The sequence below is a fragment of the Paenibacillus sp. SAF-068 genome, assembly GCF_051967555.1.
Classification (GTDB): Bacteria; Bacillota; Bacilli; order Paenibacillales; family Paenibacillaceae; genus Paenibacillus.
This window is the reverse complement of sequence record NZ_JBQCJX010000002.1, coordinates 595,654-614,806: the sequence shown is the minus strand read 5'-3', so window position 1 is coordinate 614,806 and position 19,153 is coordinate 595,654. Positions and strand designations below refer to the sequence as shown.

12 protein-coding genes are annotated in these 19,153 nt (G+C 48.3%); 1 reads left to right on the top strand and 11 read right to left on the bottom strand.

The genetic code is table 11. The features are described 5' to 3' along the window. The 10 genes from ACTHPG_RS16680 to pyrR all read right to left on the bottom strand — a co-directional run bounded on the left by ACTHPG_RS16680 (position 1) and on the right by pyrR (position 14,305). The gene (locus tag ACTHPG_RS16680) at positions 1-2,913 is read right to left on the bottom strand and encodes an ABC transporter permease (protein ID WP_440390658.1); all 2,913 of its coding nucleotides are present in this window, start codon (positions 2,911-2,913) and stop codon (positions 1-3) included. Beyond that, positions 2,913-4,022 carry an efflux RND transporter periplasmic adaptor subunit gene (locus ACTHPG_RS16675; RefSeq protein ID WP_440390657.1) on the bottom strand — a complete coding sequence of 370 codons (1,110 nt, stop codon included), beginning with the start codon at positions 4,020-4,022 and terminating at the stop codon, positions 2,913-2,915. The genes ACTHPG_RS16680 and ACTHPG_RS16675 overlap by 1 nt, the downstream gene beginning before the upstream one ends. Then, on the bottom strand, positions 3,985-4,926 hold the full coding sequence (locus tag ACTHPG_RS16670) for an ABC transporter ATP-binding protein (protein WP_440390656.1): 942 nt from the start codon (positions 4,924-4,926) through the stop codon (positions 3,985-3,987). The genes ACTHPG_RS16675 and ACTHPG_RS16670 overlap by 38 nt, the downstream gene beginning before the upstream one ends. Before the next feature lie 272 nt (positions 4,927-5,198). Beyond that, positions 5,199-5,840 (bottom strand): orotate phosphoribosyltransferase, encoded by a 642-nt coding sequence (gene pyrE / locus ACTHPG_RS16665; RefSeq protein WP_278298935.1) that lies wholly within the window; start codon positions 5,838-5,840, stop codon positions 5,199-5,201. After that, on the bottom strand, positions 5,837-6,577 hold the full coding sequence (pyrF, locus tag ACTHPG_RS16660) for an orotidine-5'-phosphate decarboxylase (RefSeq protein WP_440390655.1): 741 nt from the start codon (positions 6,575-6,577) through the stop codon (positions 5,837-5,839). Before pyrF ends, pyrE begins: the two co-directional genes overlap by 4 nt. Positions 6,578-6,679: 102 nt before the next feature. Then, positions 6,680-9,898, bottom strand: coding sequence for a carbamoyl-phosphate synthase large subunit (gene carB, locus ACTHPG_RS16655; protein WP_440390654.1), 3,219 nt, complete (start codon positions 9,896-9,898; stop codon positions 6,680-6,682). Position 9,899: 1 nt separating this feature from the next. Continuing rightward, positions 9,900-11,042 (bottom strand): glutamine-hydrolyzing carbamoyl-phosphate synthase small subunit, encoded by a 1,143-nt coding sequence (carA, locus tag ACTHPG_RS16650; protein WP_440390653.1) that lies wholly within the window; start codon positions 11,040-11,042, stop codon positions 9,900-9,902. Positions 11,043-11,399: 357 nt separating this feature from the next. Next, positions 11,400-12,704 (bottom strand): dihydroorotase, encoded by a 1,305-nt coding sequence (locus ACTHPG_RS16645; protein ID WP_440390652.1) that lies wholly within the window; start codon positions 12,702-12,704, stop codon positions 11,400-11,402. 126 nt (positions 12,705-12,830) lie between these two features. Next, positions 12,831-13,742 carry an aspartate carbamoyltransferase catalytic subunit gene (locus tag ACTHPG_RS16640; protein ID WP_440390830.1) on the bottom strand — a complete coding sequence of 304 codons (912 nt, stop codon included), beginning with the start codon at positions 13,740-13,742 and terminating at the stop codon, positions 12,831-12,833. Then, positions 13,742-14,305, bottom strand: coding sequence for a bifunctional pyr operon transcriptional regulator/uracil phosphoribosyltransferase PyrR (gene pyrR / locus ACTHPG_RS16635; RefSeq protein ID WP_017687330.1), 564 nt, complete (start codon positions 14,303-14,305; stop codon positions 13,742-13,744). Before pyrR ends, ACTHPG_RS16640 begins: the two co-directional genes overlap by 1 nt. A 707-nt stretch (positions 14,306-15,012) precedes the next feature. Between pyrR and ACTHPG_RS16630 the strand changes: the two genes are divergently transcribed. Further along, on the top strand, positions 15,013-17,688 hold the full coding sequence (locus ACTHPG_RS16630; RefSeq protein WP_440390651.1) for a YhgE/Pip family protein: 2,676 nt from the start codon (positions 15,013-15,015) through the stop codon (positions 17,686-17,688). A gap of 98 nt (positions 17,689-17,786) precedes the next feature. Here the strand turns inward: ACTHPG_RS16630 and ACTHPG_RS16625 are convergent, their stop codons facing one another. Next, a complete protein-coding gene (locus ACTHPG_RS16625; protein ID WP_440390650.1) occupies positions 17,787-19,091 on the bottom strand; it encodes a DUF6080 domain-containing protein in 1,305 nt (434 codons plus the stop codon). Between the last annotated feature and the right edge of the window lie 62 nt (positions 19,092-19,153).

Sequence of the window (19,153 nt, the reverse complement as noted above, 5' to 3'; positions counted from 1 at the left end):
TTACCTCTCCTCTCCCATTTTGACCGCCTGGTGAACCCGCAGTCTGCGAATCTGCCAGAGCAACATCGTTGCACCGATGACCAGCATCACCACCGTGACCCCATACAGCTGCAACATATCCTGCTGTTCAAACACAATCCGGAACGGAGGTACCTGAGCAGATACATTGTCCGTCGTTTGCAGGAATGGCAAGAATAAACGACTGGATACCTGACCGATACCAATACCAAGCAGGATCGACAGCCCCGCCGTGAAGACTTGCTCCAGCAGCAGCATGCCGCTCAGTTGTGCCCGGGATAATCCCATGGCTCGTAATACCCCAAACTGCACAACACGACCGGACAGGTTGAAGAACCAGTACAGCACGTATCCGATCAACGAGATAATCACCGATACCAGGAAACCAAGGCTCAGAATCCCGAATACACCACCCCGTGACGGATGTTTACCCTGAGATACCAATTCGGTGCGTACGTCACGCACAGAGGATAACTCAATACCTTCTGCTGCAAGTTTCTCCATCAAAGGAGCCACCTTGGCATCCGGTTCCATTTTCAGCCATACCTCATATGGAATCAGAGGTACCTGATCATAGATATAATCAAGATTCGCCACGAAGAATGGCATCTGATCCGGATATTGGGCTGGCCAGTAAGGAATAATCCCAAACACGACGAATTCAATCGCCTGGCCCTGTACACCCATGGAGACGAGGTCTCCGGTTTTCAGCTTGAATTTGTCAGCAAATTTGGAAGAGACCAATACAGCCCCTTCATATTTACCTAACAAGTCAAGGTACTTGTAAGGATGAGCCGGGAACAGATCGTTGCGGAACCAAGCCACTTGGGCAAAGTCCACATTATCAATTCCGACCAGCATTCCCTGTCCACCCGATTTACCAGAGACGATAATATTACCTTTGGTCTGTAGTACTCTTGCTGCATGTTCCACACCATCCAATCTGCGGAACACTTCAAAAGGAGGTTCGGAGTAGATGACTTTGGACGGTTGCGAAGATCCACCGCCGCCACCTGGAGCACCTCCACCTCCACCGCCATTTCCTCCGCCGGGAGCGCCACCACCGGAACTACCGCCGCCTTGTTGACCTCCACCCGTACCCCCATTCTGTCCGGTACCAGGCTTAATCTCAGGCGTTCCTTCCCATACGGTTTGCATGATTACATCCGAACCATAACGGTAGAGCGTACGCTCCGTGGAGTTTAGATCAATTGTCCGGGCTGCAGCCGAGTTGTACACCCCGAGTCCCAGTGTTAATACAAGCAGGATCATCAACGGATAATAGGACGAAGATGAACGCGATAGCTGCGTTAATGTCAGATATAACGGGACCGGGAGAAACTTGCGGCCGATTAGCTGAATAAGCTTCAATATCCACGGGAACAAGCGCAGGAAGAATAGTCCAAGCGCAAAGATCGCAAGTGCGGGCACAAAGAACAGAAACGGCTGTACCTGCAGCTGATCGGTTGTCATTCCCGTCTGGAAGGTCAACATCTGACGTTCATAGAACAGGTAGTATCCATATCCAGCCAGACCCAGTAACAAAACATCCAGGAACCAGCGTTGCCATACGGGCGCACGGTCTGTACGTGCTTGCCGCCGTTTGGCAGATACAATCGTTGCCCGTGCATAGGTTATCGCAGGGATAAGTGATGCGATGATCGCAACAAGTACCGCTGCTACACCCAGCAGAATAGCTTCTTTGGATACACCAATCGGAATGGACTTCCGATCTACGAATGAGAGAAAGCCACTTGCTGATCCGATACTCTTGGCCATAAACCAACCGAGCAACGGCCCAATAACCAGCGCAATAGCGCCAAGAAATATGCCTTCAAGCAGGTAAAGAGAGAAGATCTGCCGAGCTGAAGCTCCACGACTGCGCAATACCGCAATATCACTCTCCTGCTTCTGTAATGACTGTCTGGCGTTCATCGCAATAAAATAAAAGACCATTGCAATCATCGGTGCCGCCAAGGTAAACAACATCGTCTGCAATTGCAGACTCTGACTGCGGAACTGCTTGAGCAGGTCACCGAAGGTAATGTCCACTTTTGTATCTTTCAACCGCTGATAGAGATCGATATCCAGCCTTTCCAGCACGGAAGTCAGGCCTGATAACTGGCTGGTTTGAATTTCTTTTAGATCAAAGGCATAATACCAACGTGAGTTTTGAAGCGGAATCCCTTTTTCCTTCAATAAAACATCATTAAAAACCGATTCATCCACATAAAGTCCATTCATCATGCCGTCAAATCCTTGCACCCAGTAAGGGCTGTTCGGATCATCTGCCTTGAAGGACCCGGTAATCTTCACACGCAACGTGATATCAAGACCGCTATAAACCGGATATTCCAGAATGTCACCAATGTGCAGATCGTTACGGTACATGCCCTCTTCCAACATGACTGCCTCAATCGTGTCATCTTTGACCTGGTTTCCAGGTTTCACCCCGGCAGAGTAATTCACCTGTGCATCCAGCCCACTCATCGTACCCAGGCTCATACTGCGTGCTCTGCTGGCATCCACTTTGGTTGGATCTTCGGGGCTCACCTCTGTGCTGCGAATGGATCTCGAATTCACATACGTATGGAAAGGAAACCCGATGTCGCGAGGAACGTCCTCACGAATATAACGATCCACTTCGTCCAGACCCCGTGTGTCTGTCTTCACGCCACCAGGTGCCTGATAACTCATGAGTAACGAACCGGCTGGCAATCCTTCACTGTTATCCTGCAGCGTTTGCGCGACGACCCGTTTCAACGCACCATCGGCATACATGGGGATACTGACGGTGAACGCAACCGCCACAATTAATCCGATCAGTGTGCTAAAGGTCATCCAGCGCGTGTTCCACATTTTGCGGAACAGCAGTCGAAGCAATGGCAGCCCCATTAGCGCCCCACTACTTTCTCGCCTACGGTCAGACCTTTCAGAATCTCAACATCTGTCGATGTCTGCTGACCAACTTCAACGTCCACTTCACGCTTGCTACCATCACTCTCCACGACTTGTACGTACGTTCTTGAACCGATGGAGCGTAAAGCGGATACAGGAATCACAATGGCGTTCTCGGTACGCTGCGTTACAATTGAGACCGAGAGAGGGGTGCCACGTTCTACGCCTTTAGGCATTTTTGCAAGTGTTACGATCACATACTTATCCAGCGTCTCCTTGGTTGGAGGGGTCCCACCTTCCCCCGTTCCTTCGCCACTACCACTGCTCGATGCTTCAGCAAGAGGCATGACTTTAATTTTGCCAGGGACTTTACCGGCTCCATTAATGTCCACTTCTGCCTTCATACCGGCTGAGAACTTCTCCAGATCTTCCTTGGCAAAGGTAGCTGCCACAACCAGATTCGATGTATCCGCAATCGTAGCAATCGGATCATACGCTTTCACGGCTGCGCCCTTCTCAACCTGCACAGCAATTACGGTACCACCGAACGGAGCAGTCAACGTGGCTTTGCCCAGTTGTGCTTCCAGATCGGCGAGTTCCTGGCGCAGTTCTTCAAACGCAATCGTTGCCTCTTCGAACTCCACCGGGTCCATCTCATCCTTCTTGCGGAGTGTTTCCTTCATCTGAACTTCGGACTTGCGAATAGCCAGTTTTTTGCCACGAATTTCCTTCTCCACACTCTCTACATCCAGCACGGCAAGAAGTTGACCCTTTTTCACTTTATCCCCTGGTTTAACATTTAACTCCTTGACATGCATGCCATCGAGCGTAAAGTACACCTTCTCTTCCCGCTGACTCATCATCTTGCCACTGCCACTTACTCTTTTCTCCAACGTTTCTGTCCGGACTTCATATTCCGGTTTCTTGGAGATCGTTGGCGGCGTAATTGGTGGAAGCACTTCTTCCTCAGTTTCTGACGGCAGCAATGAGCAGCCGGACATCGTTGCAACCATTATCGCACCAAGTACAATAATTGCTGCGCGTTTCCCCCTCTTCGGAGCGGCCCCTTTACTTGATAAATCTGCCGTCCGCCATTTCATAAACATGGTCCGCAACCTCCAAAATTGTAGGATCGTGTGTAGTCATACATATCGTTACTTGTTCTACTTCAATAATATTGCGGAATACAGCCATGACCTGAGCGCCCATCTTGGAATCCAGTTCCGCTGTAGGCTCATCCGCAAGCAACAATCGGGGTCTATGTGCAATAGCCTTCGCTATTGCTACCCGCTGTTGCTCTCCCCCGGACATCTCGAAAGGTCGGTGCTTCACCCGTTTGGATAGTCCAACCAGGTCCAGACAGTGACCAACCCTGTCTTTCCATTCCGCTCGAGGAACATCCGCCATTCGCAGCGACAATTCTACATTCTCCCACGCAGACAATAAGGGCATGAGTGCATATGCCTGAAAAATAAAACCGATCTCTTTGCGCCGCAAAGCGGTCCGCCGCCGGTCTCCCCAATCCTGAAGAGGCTGGCCGGAGAACAGAATATCTCCACTAGAAGGCTGGTCCAGTCCACCCAGCATATTCAGCAGTGTTGTTTTGCCTGAGCCCGATCGCCCCTTCAGCATGACCAGTTGTTGCGGATTCACTTCCATATCAATGCCTTTAAGCACATGGATGATACGACTGCCTGTCTGGAAACTGCGATGCACGTTACGTACCTCCAGTACAGGTCCATCATATGGGGGCAATATGTCCTTCTTCGGTTTGATCTTCTTCTGGGGTTCATCAACGGTAGCAGCTGCAGCCACTTCATCTGAAACGATTTCACTTTCAGGTACCAGAGGTTCACTCGACGGATGATCGTGTTCATTGTTGTATGTATGTTCTCCCGAAACCGTCGATGCCTCCAGCTGCGCTTCCTCCTGTTGATATTCATCGCCTGACTGGCTCTTGGCAGATCTTTTTCTGAGAAATAAATTCTTCATGCCAGCAATCACGCTCATCCTTTCTTCATATCCCGTTCACTTCTTCAAATAAACTAAAATTAGAAATCTGTTCCAACCTACACTGAATTATAAACGACCGATCACAACTAAAAGTTACAAGCTTTTTACAACGGTAGCGTGAAAAAGTTAATATTTTGATGAACAAACGAAAAAAGCACCCCAATGTATGGGATGCCTCTTGCTTATTCGATGGTTTTGCCGCCATGACGGCAATCATTACAATTTTGATACCGTTCATTCCTGATCCTTATTCTGAGGTACCAATGATATTATTTTCCAAATGAAGAAGGATCTTCACGCCAGGATTTAAGCAACTCAAAGTCACTCTCCTGAATCGTTCCCTGAGCCAAAGCCACATCCATCAGAGCCGTGTAATTGGACAGTGTCTGAAGCGGAATTCCAGCTTCTTCGAATGCTTTAACCCCTTTATCCAGCTGATAGCTGAAGATGGCAAGTACGGCGAGCGGTGTTGCACCTGCTACGCGTACAGCTTCTGCTGCTTTGATCGAGCTTCCACCTGTGGAGATCAGATCTTCAATGACAACCACTTTCTGACCCTCAGTAATCAGGCCTTCAATCAGGTTCTCCTTACCATGTCCTTTCGCTTTATCACGAATGTAGGCCATCGGCAGATTCAGCTTCTGAGCCACCCAGGCAGCATGCGGGATACCTGCGGTTGCCGTACCAGCGATAACTTCTGCATCCGGGTATTGGTTACGAATAATCGTTGCGAAGGCTTCAGCAATATCGTTACGAATCTCGGGATAGGACATCGTTAAGCGGTTATCGCAGTATATTGGTGATTTGATGCCGGATGTCCAGGTAAATGGCTGCTGCGGACGCAACGCCACGGCTTTAATTTTCAACAGTTGGGAAGCAATATGATTCGGAATCTCATTCAGTTCGATCATACGTTCAACATCTCCTTCAAAATGGTTTCTGCCGCTTCACGCGGATTGGGAGCACCAGTAATCGGTCTGCCTACAACAATATAATGGCTTCCTCTGGCGACGGCTTCACCCGGCGTCAATACGCGTGTCTGATCTCCCAGGCCACTACCCGCTGGACGAATTCCCGGCGTAACCGTGTGAAAAGCACTGCCGCACGCTGCCCGAATGGCGGGCACCTCCAGCGGAGAAGCAACAACCCCATCCAGTCCGGCCTCTTGGGCCAGTCCTGCATAACGAACCACAGCGGCTTCCACACTCCCTGGAATGCCGATCTCGGTATTCATCGTTTCCAGGCTTGTACTGGTCAGTTGGGTCACTGCAATGATCTCGGGCTTGCTTAAGGAAGGATCGGCAGCGATCGCTGCCTCAGCCCCTTCACGTGCAGCGCGCATCATGAGGGTTCCACCCGCTGCATGTACATTGAACATGTCTACGCCCAGACGTGTGATACTTTCTGCACCGCCACGAACGGTGTTGGGAATGTCATGCATTTTCACATCCAGAAAAACGGAGTAGCCTTTGGATTTCAACTCCCGAATAAAGTCCGGTCCTGCTGCGTAGAACAGCTGCATGCCCACCTTCAGATAACAGGGAATGCCTTCGAGAGCTTGTACCAATGCTTTCGCTTCTTCCGCTCCAGGGTAATCCAGTGCCACCATCAGACGGCCAGCCATTTCATTGAAATTCGCGTGATTCATTACCAGCGCTCCCCTCCACTTGCTCATTTTTTCCGTTTTTGCCCGATATAAAGGACATCCCGCCAGCCCGCAGGCTGACTGATGTCCTTCATCAGTGAATATTTATTTTACAAAGACAGGCATTGCTTCCGAAGAGAAGTTGATCGTTTGCAGCATGATCAGCAGCGCACGAATCGTATCCAGTGAAGTCATACATACAATGCCGTTCTCTACCGCTTCACGACGGATACGGAATCCGTCACGCTGCGGTGTTTTGCCTTTGGTGAGTGTGTTGAAGACAAAGTTCGCTTCGCCGCTGCGGATCATATCCAGAATGTTCGGCGAACCTTCGCTTAATTTGTTCACAGTCGTTACCGGAATGTTTGCTGCTTCAAGCGCAGCTGCTGTTCCGCCAGTAGCCATGATTTTGTAACCGAGTCTGTAGAAACCTTCGAGCAATGGTACAGCTTCGTCTTTGTCTTTGTCTGCTACAGTCACAACAATCGCTCCGGTTGCCGGAATTTTCATTCCAGCGCCGATCAGACCTTTGAACAATGCTTTAGCATAATTCGGGTCACGACCCATAACCTCACCTGTGGATTTCATCTCAGGTCCAAGGGTTGGTTCAACACGACGCAGCTTCGCGAAGGAAAAGACCGGAACTTTGACAGAGACATGGTCTGACTCAGGCCACAGACCGTCAACATAACCAAGATCTTTCAGTTTCACACCCAGAATGGCTTGTGTTGCCAGGTTCGCCATTGGAATGTTGGTTACTTTACTCAGGAATGGTACGGTACGGGATGAACGCGGGTTCACCTCGATAATGTACACTTGGCCATCATGGATAACAAACTGAATGTTGACCAAACCTACTGTTTTCAGTTCTTTCGCAATTTTGATTGTAATCTCTACAATTTTGTCTTTCATATCCTGGGACAGATGTTGAGGAGGATATACCGCAATGGAGTCACCGGAGTGAACCCCTGCACGCTCGATATGTTCCATGATCCCTGGAATCAATACCGTTTCACCATCACAGATGGCGTCAACCTCAACTTCTTTACCCATCATGTAGCGGTCGATCAGAACCGGATGCTCCGGATTGATCTTAACCGCCTGTTCCATGTATGTCAGCAATTCTGCATCGGAGTATACAATCTCCATCGCACGACCGCCGAGTACATAGGAAGGACGAACCAGTACCGGGTAGCCCAGACTTTGAGCGGTTTCTACCGCATCATCAACGGAAATGACTGTTTTACCTTTCGGCTGTGCAATCTCCAGACGGGAGAGCAGATGCTCGAACTTCTTGCGGTCCTCCGCCTCATCAATGCTCTCCAGGTCCGTTCCGAGAATCGTTACACCGGCATTACGCAGTGGTGCTGCCAGGTTGATGGCCGTTTGACCACCGAACTGTACGATAACGCCTACGGGCTTCTCCTGTTCAATCACGTTCATGACATCTTCGAAGAAGAGCGGTTCAAAGTACAGGCGATCCGATGTATTAAAGTCCGTAGACACGGTCTCCGGGTTATTATTGATAATAACTGCTTCATAACCTGCTTTTTGCAACGCCCATACTGCGTGTACCGTTGAGTAGTCGAACTCGATCCCTTGACCGATCCGGATCGGGCCTGAACCCAATACCACAACTTTTTTCTTGTCAGAAGGGATAACCTCATTCTCTGTTTCGTAAGTTGAGTAGTAATATGGCGTTGTTGCTTCGAACTCAGCTGCACATGTATCTACCATTTTGTACACTGGGCGCAGGTTTTCTGCTTCCCGACGAGCTCTAACTTCCGCTTCTGTTGTTAATGTGCCTCCAGGTTGACCTTGCGCACGCAGTTCGGCAATGGCACGGTCCGTGAATCCAAGGCGTTTCGCTTGATACAGAATGTCGGAAGACAATTCGGATTCTTCGCGAATGCGATCTTCGAATGCGATCAGACCTTCGATTTTGTCCAGGAACCACCAATCGATTTTGGTCAGGTCTTGCAGTTGTTGCAGCGTATATCCTCTTCTGAAAGCTTCGGCAATCAGGAAGATACGCTCATCATCTGCTTTGATCAGACGCTCGTTCAGCGTAGCTTCGTCCAGCGTTTCGGCATCCTTCAGGTAAAGGCGATGTACGCCAATTTCCAGGGAACGCACGGCTTTGTGGATCGACTCTTCGAATGTCCGACCAATGGCCATCACTTCGCCTGTTGCTTTCATCTGAGTTCCCAGTTTACGGTTCGCCGAGATGAACTTGTCGAACGGCCAGCGAGGAATTTTGCTCACGATATAATCCAGTGTAGGCTCGAAGCAAGCATAAGTTTGGCCTGTTACCGGGTTCACGATTTCATCCAACGTGTAACCCATGGCGATTTTGGCAGCCATTTTTGCAATCGGATAACCCGTTGCTTTGGAAGCCAGAGCCGATGAACGACTTACCCGTGGATTTACTTCGATAACATAGTATTGGAAGCTGTGTGGGTCCAGTGCAAACTGTACGTTACATCCACCCTCGATGTTCAGGGCACGGATGATTTTCAGGGAAGCTGAACGCAGCATTTGATATTCACGGTCCGACAGGGTTTGGCTTGGCGCTACGACGATACTGTCGCCTGTATGAACACCTACCGGATCAAAGTTTTCCATGTTGCAGACAACGATACAGTTATCGTTTTTGTCCCGCATAACCTCATACTCGACTTCTTTCATGCCCGCAATGCTCTTCTCGACCAGACATTGCCCAATCGGGCTGTAACGAATTCCCGCTGCCACAGTTTCGCGTAGCTCTTCTTCGTTCGCACAGATTCCGCCGCCTGTTCCGCCCAGCGTATAAGCTGGACGCACGATGATTGGATAACCAATCTCAGCTGCAAATTCAAGTGATTCTTCAAGTGTCGTTACGATCACACTTTCAGGTACAGGCTGTTCCAGTTCACGCATCAGGTCACGGAACAGATCACGATCTTCCGCTTTCTCGATGGATGTCAGCTGTGTTCCGAGCAATTTCACATTTTCACGTTCCAACACACCTGCACGTGCCAGTTCCACAGCCATGTTCAGACCTGTCTGACCACCCAGTGTTGGCAACAAGCCGTCAGGACGCTCCTGACGAATGATTTGGGTTACAAAATCCAGTGTGATTGGCTCAATGTAGACTTTGTCAGCCATATTGGTATCCGTCATAATGGTCGCCGGGTTGCTGTTGATAAGTACAACTTCCACGCCTTCTTCTTTCAGAGCCTGGCAAGCTTGTGTACCGGCATAGTCGAACTCGGCCGCTTGACCGATGACGATTGGACCGGAACCAATCACCAGGATTTTTTTGAGATCTTTGTTAATCGGCATGTTATTGTGCTCCTTTCACTGCGGCTGCCAATACGGCTTGACGCGGCTTTTGCGGGTTAGTGATTTTGTGCTCGCGAATCATCTCGATGAAGCGGTCAAACAGATAGCTGTTGTCGTAAGGACCCGGGGCTGCTTCAGGGTGGTATTGAACCGAGAATGCCGGGAATGATTTATGTTTCAGACCTTCAATGGTCTTATCGTTGTTGTTGATATGTGTCACTTCCAGATCCGTGCTCTTCACAGACTCTTCGTTTACGGTAAATCCATGGTTCTGGGATGTGATGAAGCAACGTCCGCTCTCCAGTTCTTTGACCGGGTGGTTTCCTCCGCGATGTCCAAACTTGAGTTTTTCGGTATCTGCTCCTGCTGCAAGTGCGAACAATTGGTGACCCAGGCAGATGCCGAAGATCGGGTATTCGCCAAGCAGTTCACTGATCATTTTAACTGCGTGAGGTACGTCTTTCGGGTCCCCAGGGCCGTTGGACAGTTGAATGCCGTCCGGGTTCAGACGACGAATCTCGTCTGCTGTTACATCGTGCGGAACAATGACAACGTCACAGTTACGTTTGCTGAGTTCGCGCAAGATTCCTGTTTTGGCACCATAATCCACGAGCACGATACGCTCAGCCGTTCCCGGGCTGTTGTAGACATGCTCTGTAGAAGTCATTGGCACCTGGTTACGCAGCTCGGCGATGGTGGTGTCTCCCATCATCTCCAGCAGTTCTTCCACAGGCTTCGATCCTGTTGTGAGAATTCCCTTCATGGTGCCGTGGTGACGAATCCGACGAGTCAACATGCGTGTATCAATTTCGCTGATGCCTACGATACCGTATTCCTTAAGCAGATTGTCCACGCTATATTCCGCACGCCAGTTGCTTGGCGTTGGCTCATGACGACGCACTACGAAACCGTGCACGTATGGACGAATCGACTCGAAGTCATCACGCGTAATGCCGTAGTTTCCGATCAGCGGATACGTCATGGTCACGATTTGACCGCAATAAGAAGGATCCGAAAGCACTTCTTGATAGCCTGTAATTCCCGTATTAAAAACGACCTCGCCTGTCGTTTCACCTTCAGCACCGAATGCTTTCCCGGTGAACAGTGTGCCGTCTTCCAACAATAATCTTGCCTGTGCCTGCATCCCATTTCACTCCTCTGTGTTTATCAACGTTGAATACTTTGAGTTGAACATGGGCGTTACGTGTGGTGCGGCTCCGGGGGCAGAAAACCCTTTGATCGCTGTTATCCCCGGATTACTTTGATCCCATTCTTCAAATGGAGTAATCCGGTGATAAAGGCGAACGCTTTGCTTCTTCGGGTTCTTTCTGCCCTCTACGCAGTTACGTTGGTGTCCATGTTCAAAAGCATTATTCAACTGTGTTTTGTTTCGTATGTTAGACTCTCGGCATGATTTGCCTCTAGTTAGTTGAAAAGATGTTACTGGTGTAAAAGTTACAGATTAAGAGTTACTGATTTATTAATTTGTTGAGTTACCGTTTTACTGTTGTACCGTGTTACTCCACACGCTTTTGCCATCCACCCAGGTTTGTACGGCCCAACCTTTCAGCTTCCAGCCTGTGAATGGTGTGTTTCTTCCTTTGGTTGCAAATGTTGCAGGATCGACCGCTTTTTCCTCGTTCAGGTCAATCATCGTGATATCTGCTGGTGCTCCTTCTTCCAGTTTGCCAGTATCCAGTCGGAATACCCGTGCCGGATCAGCAGTCATGCGTTTCACCAGGAAGTCCAGGCTCCACAGTCCTGTTTCCACAAACTTCGTGTACAGCAGCGGGAAGGCTGTTTCGAATCCAACGATTCCGAAAGGTGCCAGCTCCATGCCCTTAGCTTTCTCTTCTTCACTGTGAGGAGCGTGATCGGTTACAATCATGTCCAGCGTGCCGTCCAGCAAACCTTCAATGCATGCCTGCACATCGCGTGGTGAACGCAGCGGCGGGTTCATTTTCCAGTTGGCATCCATGCCCGGAATATCTTCATCCGACAACACCAGATGGTGCGGACATACCTCAGCAGTTACTTTGATTCCGATGGACTTCGCCAGACGAATCAGGCGAACCGATTGCTCTGTACTTACATGGCAGACGTGGTAATGCACTCCGGTTGCTTCTGCAAGCAGGATATCACGACCTACGTGGATGGCCTCGGATTCATTTGGAATGCCTTTGATGCCGTGGCGCTTCGAAAACTCACCTTCCGTCACATATCCACCGACAACCAGTGAATCATCTTCACAGTGAGCGATCACTGGCATATCCATGCTTGCTGCGAGGCTCATGGCATCCTTCATCATCTGAGCGTTTTGTACGCCTACTCCGTCATCCGTGAATCCAATAGCGCCTGCTTCTTTTAATGCGGCAAAATCGGTGAGTTCACGACCCAGTTCGTTTTTCGTAATGGCTGCGTAAGGCAACACTTTAACCAGATCAGCTTCTTTGGCTTTATCCAATACCAGTTTTACAACTTCCGCTGTGTCTGTTACCGGTCTTGTGTTCGGCATGCAAGCAATCGTGGTAAATCCACCTTGTGCTGCTGAACGAGCACCTGTCTCGATCGTCTCTTTGTGTTCGAATCCAGGTTCACGCAGATGCACGTGCATATCGATCAATCCTGGAATGACCAGTTTGCCCGAAGCGTCCGTCACACGATGTGCCGACTTCTCGGCGTCCAATAAGGCTTGGTCTTCCAGACCAGCGATTTTTTTAATTTTACCTTCATCTATAATGATGGTTTTCCGTTCAAGTTCCCCTTGTTGGTTCAAGATGTTCGCATTCTTTATAATCTGTAACATAATTGCCCTCCGCTTCGGTTCTGTCCGGCTTATCCAGCAAGCCGGATGATTTTCTATATCGTGTACTCTCTTATTGCTCTATAAGAACTGCCGTCCCGTCAGCCTATGACCCACAGCCAGACCCTGTTACAATTTCATCGCTCGTTCCATAACCGCCATGCGGATAGGAACGCCGTTTGCCATCTGCGGGAAGATCCGAGATGCTTCACTCTCCACAACCGCGTCATCTACCTCGACATTGCGGTTTACTGGAGCAGGGTGCATGATAATCGTGCTTGGTTTTAGGCGTGACGCCCGTTCTTCCGTCAATCCGTAGTGTTCGCGATAATCCTCAGCTGAAGTAATTAATCCATGTTGATGACGTTCCAGTTGAACACGGAGCATCATGACTACATCTGCATCCAACGCTTCTTCAAGACCTACATAAGGAGCATGCTCCGCAAGTTCCGGCGCCTGCATCGTTTGCGGAGCACAGAAACGTACATCGGCACCAAACTTTTGCAGTGCCCACAGGTTGGAGCGTGCCACACGGCTATGCAGGATGTCGCCAATGATGGAAACACGCAAGCTTTTCAGTTCGCCGAATGCTTTCCGCATTGTGTAGAGGTCCAGCAGCGCCTGTGTGGGATGCTCATTGTTGCCGTCTCCGGCGTTTACGAGCGGGACGTTCACTTTCTGAGCCAGTTGTTGCAAAACGCCTGCCGGTTTCAACCGGATCACGCATGCATCAATTCCCATCGACTCAAGTGTTCGTACCGTATCGTAGATGGATTCTCCCTTTTCCACACTGGATGCGGCTGCCGTAAAGTTCAGTACTTGTGCGCCCAGGCGTTTCTCTGCCATCTCGAAGGAGAAACGCGTACGTGTGCTGTTCTCGAAGAACATGTTCGCAACGAAGCGTGATTCCAGTACAGGAACCAGTTTCTCTTTCTGAGCTTCCCAGTGAGCCGCTCTGTTCAGAATTGACTCGATTTCTCCTCGACTAAGTTCCTTCAGTCCAAGCAAGCTTCGGTCTCTCAATGCTGTCTGTGTAATCATCATGCTTGCTCCCCCCGGTTCTGAGTGATTTTGACTTCGTCCTGTCCATCCGTTTCCATGAGTGCAACTTCAATCTCCTCAGATTTGGAAGTCGGCACATTTTTGCCGATAAAATCAGGTCGAATTGGAAGTTCCCGGTGTCCGCGGTCTGCGAGTACAGCCAACTGAATGTTCTGTGGTCTTCCACAGTCCATCAGAGCATCCATCGCTGCGCGAATCGTCCGTCCGGTATAGAGCACATCATCGAACAAAATCACTTTTTTATTGTGGATCGAAAGTGATTCAGGTGTCATAATCAACATTTCCTTGCGATTCGCTTTATTTTCGTCCAAGCGATCATCGCGGTAAGGAGTCACATCCAGTTCTCCCCAGGGGACTTTAGCGCCTTCGATTTCTTCAATCTTCGCGGCAATCCGTTCTGCGAGGTAAACCCCGCGTGTACGGATACCGACCAGTACACAATCGTCAATTCCTTTGTTTTTCTCCAATATCTCATGGGCAATCCGTGTTAATGCGCGGCGGATCGCCGTCTCATCCATAATGACATGTGTCTCTGTGCTCATGCGTTCAGCCTCCTCAGGATTTCCCTTCAGATCATGGCCCCGTGACGAGGAGAACAAAAAAGACTCCTTGCCGTGTTTATTGGCAAGGAGTCTCCGAACTTCAGACCGCTCTGAAGAAAGTTTACTCTCGGGGATACATCGCTTCATTTGCCGCAGCAAAAAAAACGATGTATCGTTCACGTTACCTTGCCAGTCTCACGGGACTGATTTAAAGGTGCTATTCATGTCGTTCATATTGCAGGACCTCACAGGGTTCTATAATCAATATGTCCGTTTGTCTTCATGAATTATGACAGAAAGACAACCCCCTGTCAACACCTCACCATCGCAGGTGGAAACCCTCTGCTTCGTTCTTCTTAGAATCAGCAGTTAGGCTGAAAAACATCCATGCACAATACATCTCATTGGTTATTCATAATTATACAACATTTCTGCATATTTATCCATAGAAAAATGAGAAATCTGATATAACCAAAATAAACCTCTGCCTATGCTGAAGTAGAGACAAAACACTCCCTTTTAGAACAAACGGTGAGTTTTATCCTTCTATAGATGAAGGCTCTGAATTAGTACCCATTGAAATGGGTACAGTTTATAAACATGAACCCATTCATAGATGCTGCAATAATGCCGATATACATAAGATTCACAACTATGCGACACAGAAACAAGACACGATCTACATTCATGTACATTAGGAGGAAGTCATGCGTCACATTTGGCACGTTTACAAAACAGACTGGTTGCATATTCTGAAGGTTCCTACAGGTATATTTCTAATTGTAGCCATTATTTTACTGCCCGGGGTGTATGACTGGGTCAACGTGAAGTCCGTATGGGACCCGTACAGTAACACCCAAGGGATCAAAATTGCAGTGACAACCGAGGATAAGGGTTCAACTGTTGCAGGTACCCATGTCAATATCGGAGACGAATTGGTCTCCAGCCTCAAGCACAATGAAAAGCTTGGCTGGACTTTTGTGAATCGGAGCGAAGCCAGTCGGGGTGTACAAACAGGAGATTATTATGCAAGCCTGCTCATTCCCGGAGACTTTTCATCCAAAATTACAGGTATCGTTGACGGAAAGCTGGAGCGCCCAGAGGTCATCTATACCGTTAATGAGAAGGTGAATGCCATTGCTCCTAAAATCACAGGCTCCGGTGTATCTGCGATTACAACACAAATCAATGAAAATTTCACTGAAGCCGTTAGTGAGGCCGTTCTAACCAAGTTGAAGGAAGCCGGGGTTGAAATTAACGCGCAGCTTCCAACTTTGCGCAAGATGGAGAATGGGATTTTCACACTGGAGAAAAATCTTCCGGCCATACAGGCTGCGGGTCAAAAGGTCCTGGAAGTGGAAAAGGCCATGCCTGAGATTGTAAAAGATGCTCAAAAGATCGTCGAAATTGAAAAAAAGCTACCCGAAATCAATCAGGCAGCACAGTATGTGCTCAAGGTGCAGGAGTATTGGCCACAAATTAATGATGCGGCTTCCGAAGTGCTGGCTATTCAAGGTCGGATACCGGATATACAAAAAGCGGTAGAACGTATTCGAGAAGTGGATGAAAACTTTGGTCAGGTATCAGGTGTCATCCAAACAGCTCTGGATAAAACCAATAAAGCTCTGTCTATCGTAACGGCCGCAGAACAAGATCTCGACAAGGTATCCCAAATCGCTGGCAGTGGAATTGAGCTGGCCGAAGGCTTGAATCAATTTGTAGATTCAAGTGAAGAAGCGTTTCAGGCTATTGGCCCAACGATCCGCCAAAATCTGCTGCTGGTGCAGCAGATTACCAACGCTGCTGGAGACATATTTGCACAATTGCAAAATTCGGATCTTAATCAGCTGCCAACAGCAGAAGATCTGGACCGGATTGTTGCACGTTTGGGGATTGCGGTAAAACTTGTCGACAGTATGGCAAACCTACTGGGCAAAATAGACAACTTGCTTCCAAGCCATCCACTTGCCGAACAAATTCAGCATTTGAACTCTGTTTCAGATAAACTGCAGTTGCAAATCCGGCTCGCTGGCATCATGAGTGATGCTATTCGTCGCAATACAACGCTGCCCGCAGACGTCATCGCTCAGTTAAATTCCCTCTCTAAAGACATGAGCAGCGGCATTGGCAATCTCTTGAACACTTATGAGAGCGACATATCGCCGGCTCTATCGGCTGGAGCGGATAAGCTTAGATCCATCCTCTCCACTTCAGCAAGTGCTCTGCAGGGAGCAAGAGATCGAATTCCGGATATTGCAGACATTCTTGCATCTGCCAAAGAAGGCATTACGTTTGGGCAGACAGAGTTGACCAAAATCCAGAGCGAACTGCCTCAAATACAATCCAAGATCCATGAGATATCAGAGACACTTGCGAACAAAAGTGAAGGTTTTATCCAGGCATTGAACACTGTCTCTTCCTTAATTCGGACCGATCTGCCTAAACTGGGAACCAAACTGAACGAAGCGGCTGATTTTGTTCGTCATGATCTGCCGAATGCCGAGAAGCAGATAGGCAAAGCATCCGAGTTTGTTCAGAACCAGCTACCTGAGGTCGAAAAAGGAGTACACCGTGTTGCCATGCTGGTACGTGATGATCTGCCAGCATTGGAAAGTGCCATCAGCAAGGCTGCCGACAAACTTAGGGAAGTTGAAGGTAATAACCAGTTTGCCGAGCTTGCCAAACTTTTGCGCGGCGATATCGAAGAAGAGAGTGCTTTCCTTGCAAGTCCAGTGCACATCAAGGAACAACAGCTTTACCCGATTCCGAACTATGGATCGGCCATGTCACCATTTTATGGCGTACTGTCCTTGTGGGTCGGCTCAACCCTGTTGATTTCTCTGCTTCGGGCCGAAGCTGAGAATCCAGAGGGCAAGTTCCGGGGATATGAATTATATCTTGGACGTCTCGCTACTTTTCTGACCATCGGCTTACTTCAGGCGATATGCGTCACCTTGGGAGATATTTTAATTCTGGGCACCTATGTCGCAGATAAACTGTGGTTTGTTCTGTTTGCCATGCTGGTGAGTGCCGTATTTGTGACCATCACGTACACACTGCTTTCCGTTTTTGGAAATATCGGAAAAGGGATCGCCATCATCTTCATGGTATTCCAGTTCTCCAGCTCCGGTGGAACTTTCCCAATCAGCATGACATCTCCCTTTTTCCAGGCATTAAATCCGTTCATGCCCTTCACGTATGCGATCAGTCTGCTGCGTGAGTCGGTCGGCGGCATATTATGGTCTACTGCCATCAAGGATATTCTGTGGTTGTGTATGTTCATCGCGCTCAGTCTCATTGTTGCTCTTGCTTTGAAACGTCCACTCAGCAATCTCACCAAACGTTCAGCAGAGAATGCCAAGAAGACCAAAATTATTGCTTAACTTGTTTACTCGACAATAAATAAAAAAAGGCCGTTGGACTTTCCATCCAATGGCCTTTTCTTATTTCCTTATATGAATAGATACATTTGATTAAATGATTATTTCACTGAGCGCTCCTGTTCCAATTGATCATAGGATTGCTTAATTGTTGTTAATGTTTCTAAATGGCGATAGATGTTGTTACTTGCCGTAACGATAACACATAACATGATTAAACCTATAATCGCTTTTTTGCCCAATCCCGGACGAAGGCTGATGACGAAGCCTCCACCCAACAGGAAGAACGCAAACAGATAGTGTCCCGCATACAGGTACATATCATATTGAAATACAGCCAGACCGAAGCCCACGACTACATGAAGCAAAAAGGCAAATAAAATATATGGCACAAGGGTCCATACTTCACGTTCACGAATGCCTCTAATGATGCCCATAAGTGCCAATAGTAAAATAAAGATACCTGTAATCTGCACAACGATTGGATTGGAACGGGATAGATCCGTAACAAAGGCTGCCATGCCCGGGTCCAGTAAATGCATCTTCGGTGTTAGCATGGGATTAATGGTTAACATGTTCAATGCTTTCCAGTGAACAGCGAACTGGAATGGTGTTGCATAGCTAGTCCCACCATTTTGAATGCCCAGTAACCAGTTACTTACCCAGCTGCGACCTCCAAAGGCTACATATTGAATGCCTGTTAATACGATAATAATCAGAACCGCTAATGCCATAATGCCGATGTATTTTTTCAAGTTGGCCTTATTACGCCATGCATGCATATTGAAGAAAGTGGCACCAGCAAACGGTACGATATTGGTCGAGGTTAGTCCAAAGTTAATCGACGCAAGCAATGCATTGGGTATATATCGTACGTCCTGACGCTCACGAGTATACTGCATGTAAACCACGGAGAATAGAATAACGAACTGTACATAAGGATACGAATCCGGGATTAACGCGGTATACATCAGGTAGGAACTGAAACCAAACAGTAAGGCGAACAGCAAAGATACGATGGTCGGTTTATCTTCTTTTTGACTCAGGAACAGATACGCCAGCACCACCGAAGCCGCATTCACCAGCGATTGCAGGACCAGAAAGAACCAGTTACCTCCCAGCAGCTTCGCTACAGCCGCAAGAGCGACTGCGAGAAAGGAAATCAGCGGATGGATAACGGAAGAACTGTTATCCCCATAATACATTGAAGGATCAAAGTTGAATAAGTTGAGTGGAAACAGCGTCGTATTAAATGGGCTATACTTCCCGAGCATTTCTGCATTATTTTCAATGTACAGAACGTACGAGCCGTTCATTAAACCATAGAATAGAGCAAATCCCGCAAACAAATAAAAGGCTGTCCAGTTAGCTCTTCGATTATAAAATAAGTAGTCCAAAAATTTCATGCTTTCATTCACATCCAATAAATTTTATAAAAAACATCATAATTTGAGCGATTGGAAGGTTA

Excerpts from the sequence above, each read along its gene's own strand:
- ACTHPG_RS16680 (WP_440390658.1), bottom strand. The coding sequence starts at position 2,913 with ATGGGGCTGCCATTGCTTCGACTGCTGTTCCGCAAAATGTGGAACACG.
- ACTHPG_RS16675 (WP_440390657.1), bottom strand. The coding sequence starts at position 4,022 with ATGTTTATGAAATGGCGGACGGCAGATTTATCAAGTAAAGGGGCCGCT.
- ACTHPG_RS16670 (WP_440390656.1), bottom strand. The coding sequence starts at position 4,926 with ATGAGCGTGATTGCTGGCATGAAGAATTTATTTCTCAGAAAAAGATCT.
- pyrE (WP_278298935.1), bottom strand. The coding sequence starts at position 5,840 with ATGATCGAACTGAATGAGATTCCGAATCATATTGCTTCCCAACTGTTG.
- pyrF (WP_440390655.1), bottom strand. The coding sequence starts at position 6,577 with ATGAATCACGCGAATTTCAATGAAATGGCTGGCCGTCTGATGGTGGCA.
- carB (WP_440390654.1), bottom strand. The coding sequence starts at position 9,898 with ATGCCGATTAACAAAGATCTCAAAAAAATCCTGGTGATTGGTTCCGGT.
- carA (WP_440390653.1), bottom strand. The coding sequence starts at position 11,042 with ATGCAGGCACAGGCAAGATTATTGTTGGAAGACGGCACACTGTTCACC.
- ACTHPG_RS16645 (WP_440390652.1), bottom strand. The coding sequence starts at position 12,704 with ATGTTACAGATTATAAAGAATGCGAACATCTTGAACCAACAAGGGGAA.
- ACTHPG_RS16640 (WP_440390830.1), bottom strand. The coding sequence starts at position 13,742 with ATGATTACACAGACAGCATTGAGAGACCGAAGCTTGCTTGGACTGAAG.
- pyrR (WP_017687330.1), bottom strand. The coding sequence starts at position 14,305 with ATGAGCACAGAGACACATGTCATTATGGATGAGACGGCGATCCGCCGC.
- ACTHPG_RS16630 (WP_440390651.1), top strand. The coding sequence starts at position 15,013 with ATGCGTCACATTTGGCACGTTTACAAAACAGACTGGTTGCATATTCTG.
- ACTHPG_RS16625 (WP_440390650.1), bottom strand. The coding sequence starts at position 19,091 with ATGAAATTTTTGGACTACTTATTTTATAATCGAAGAGCTAACTGGACA.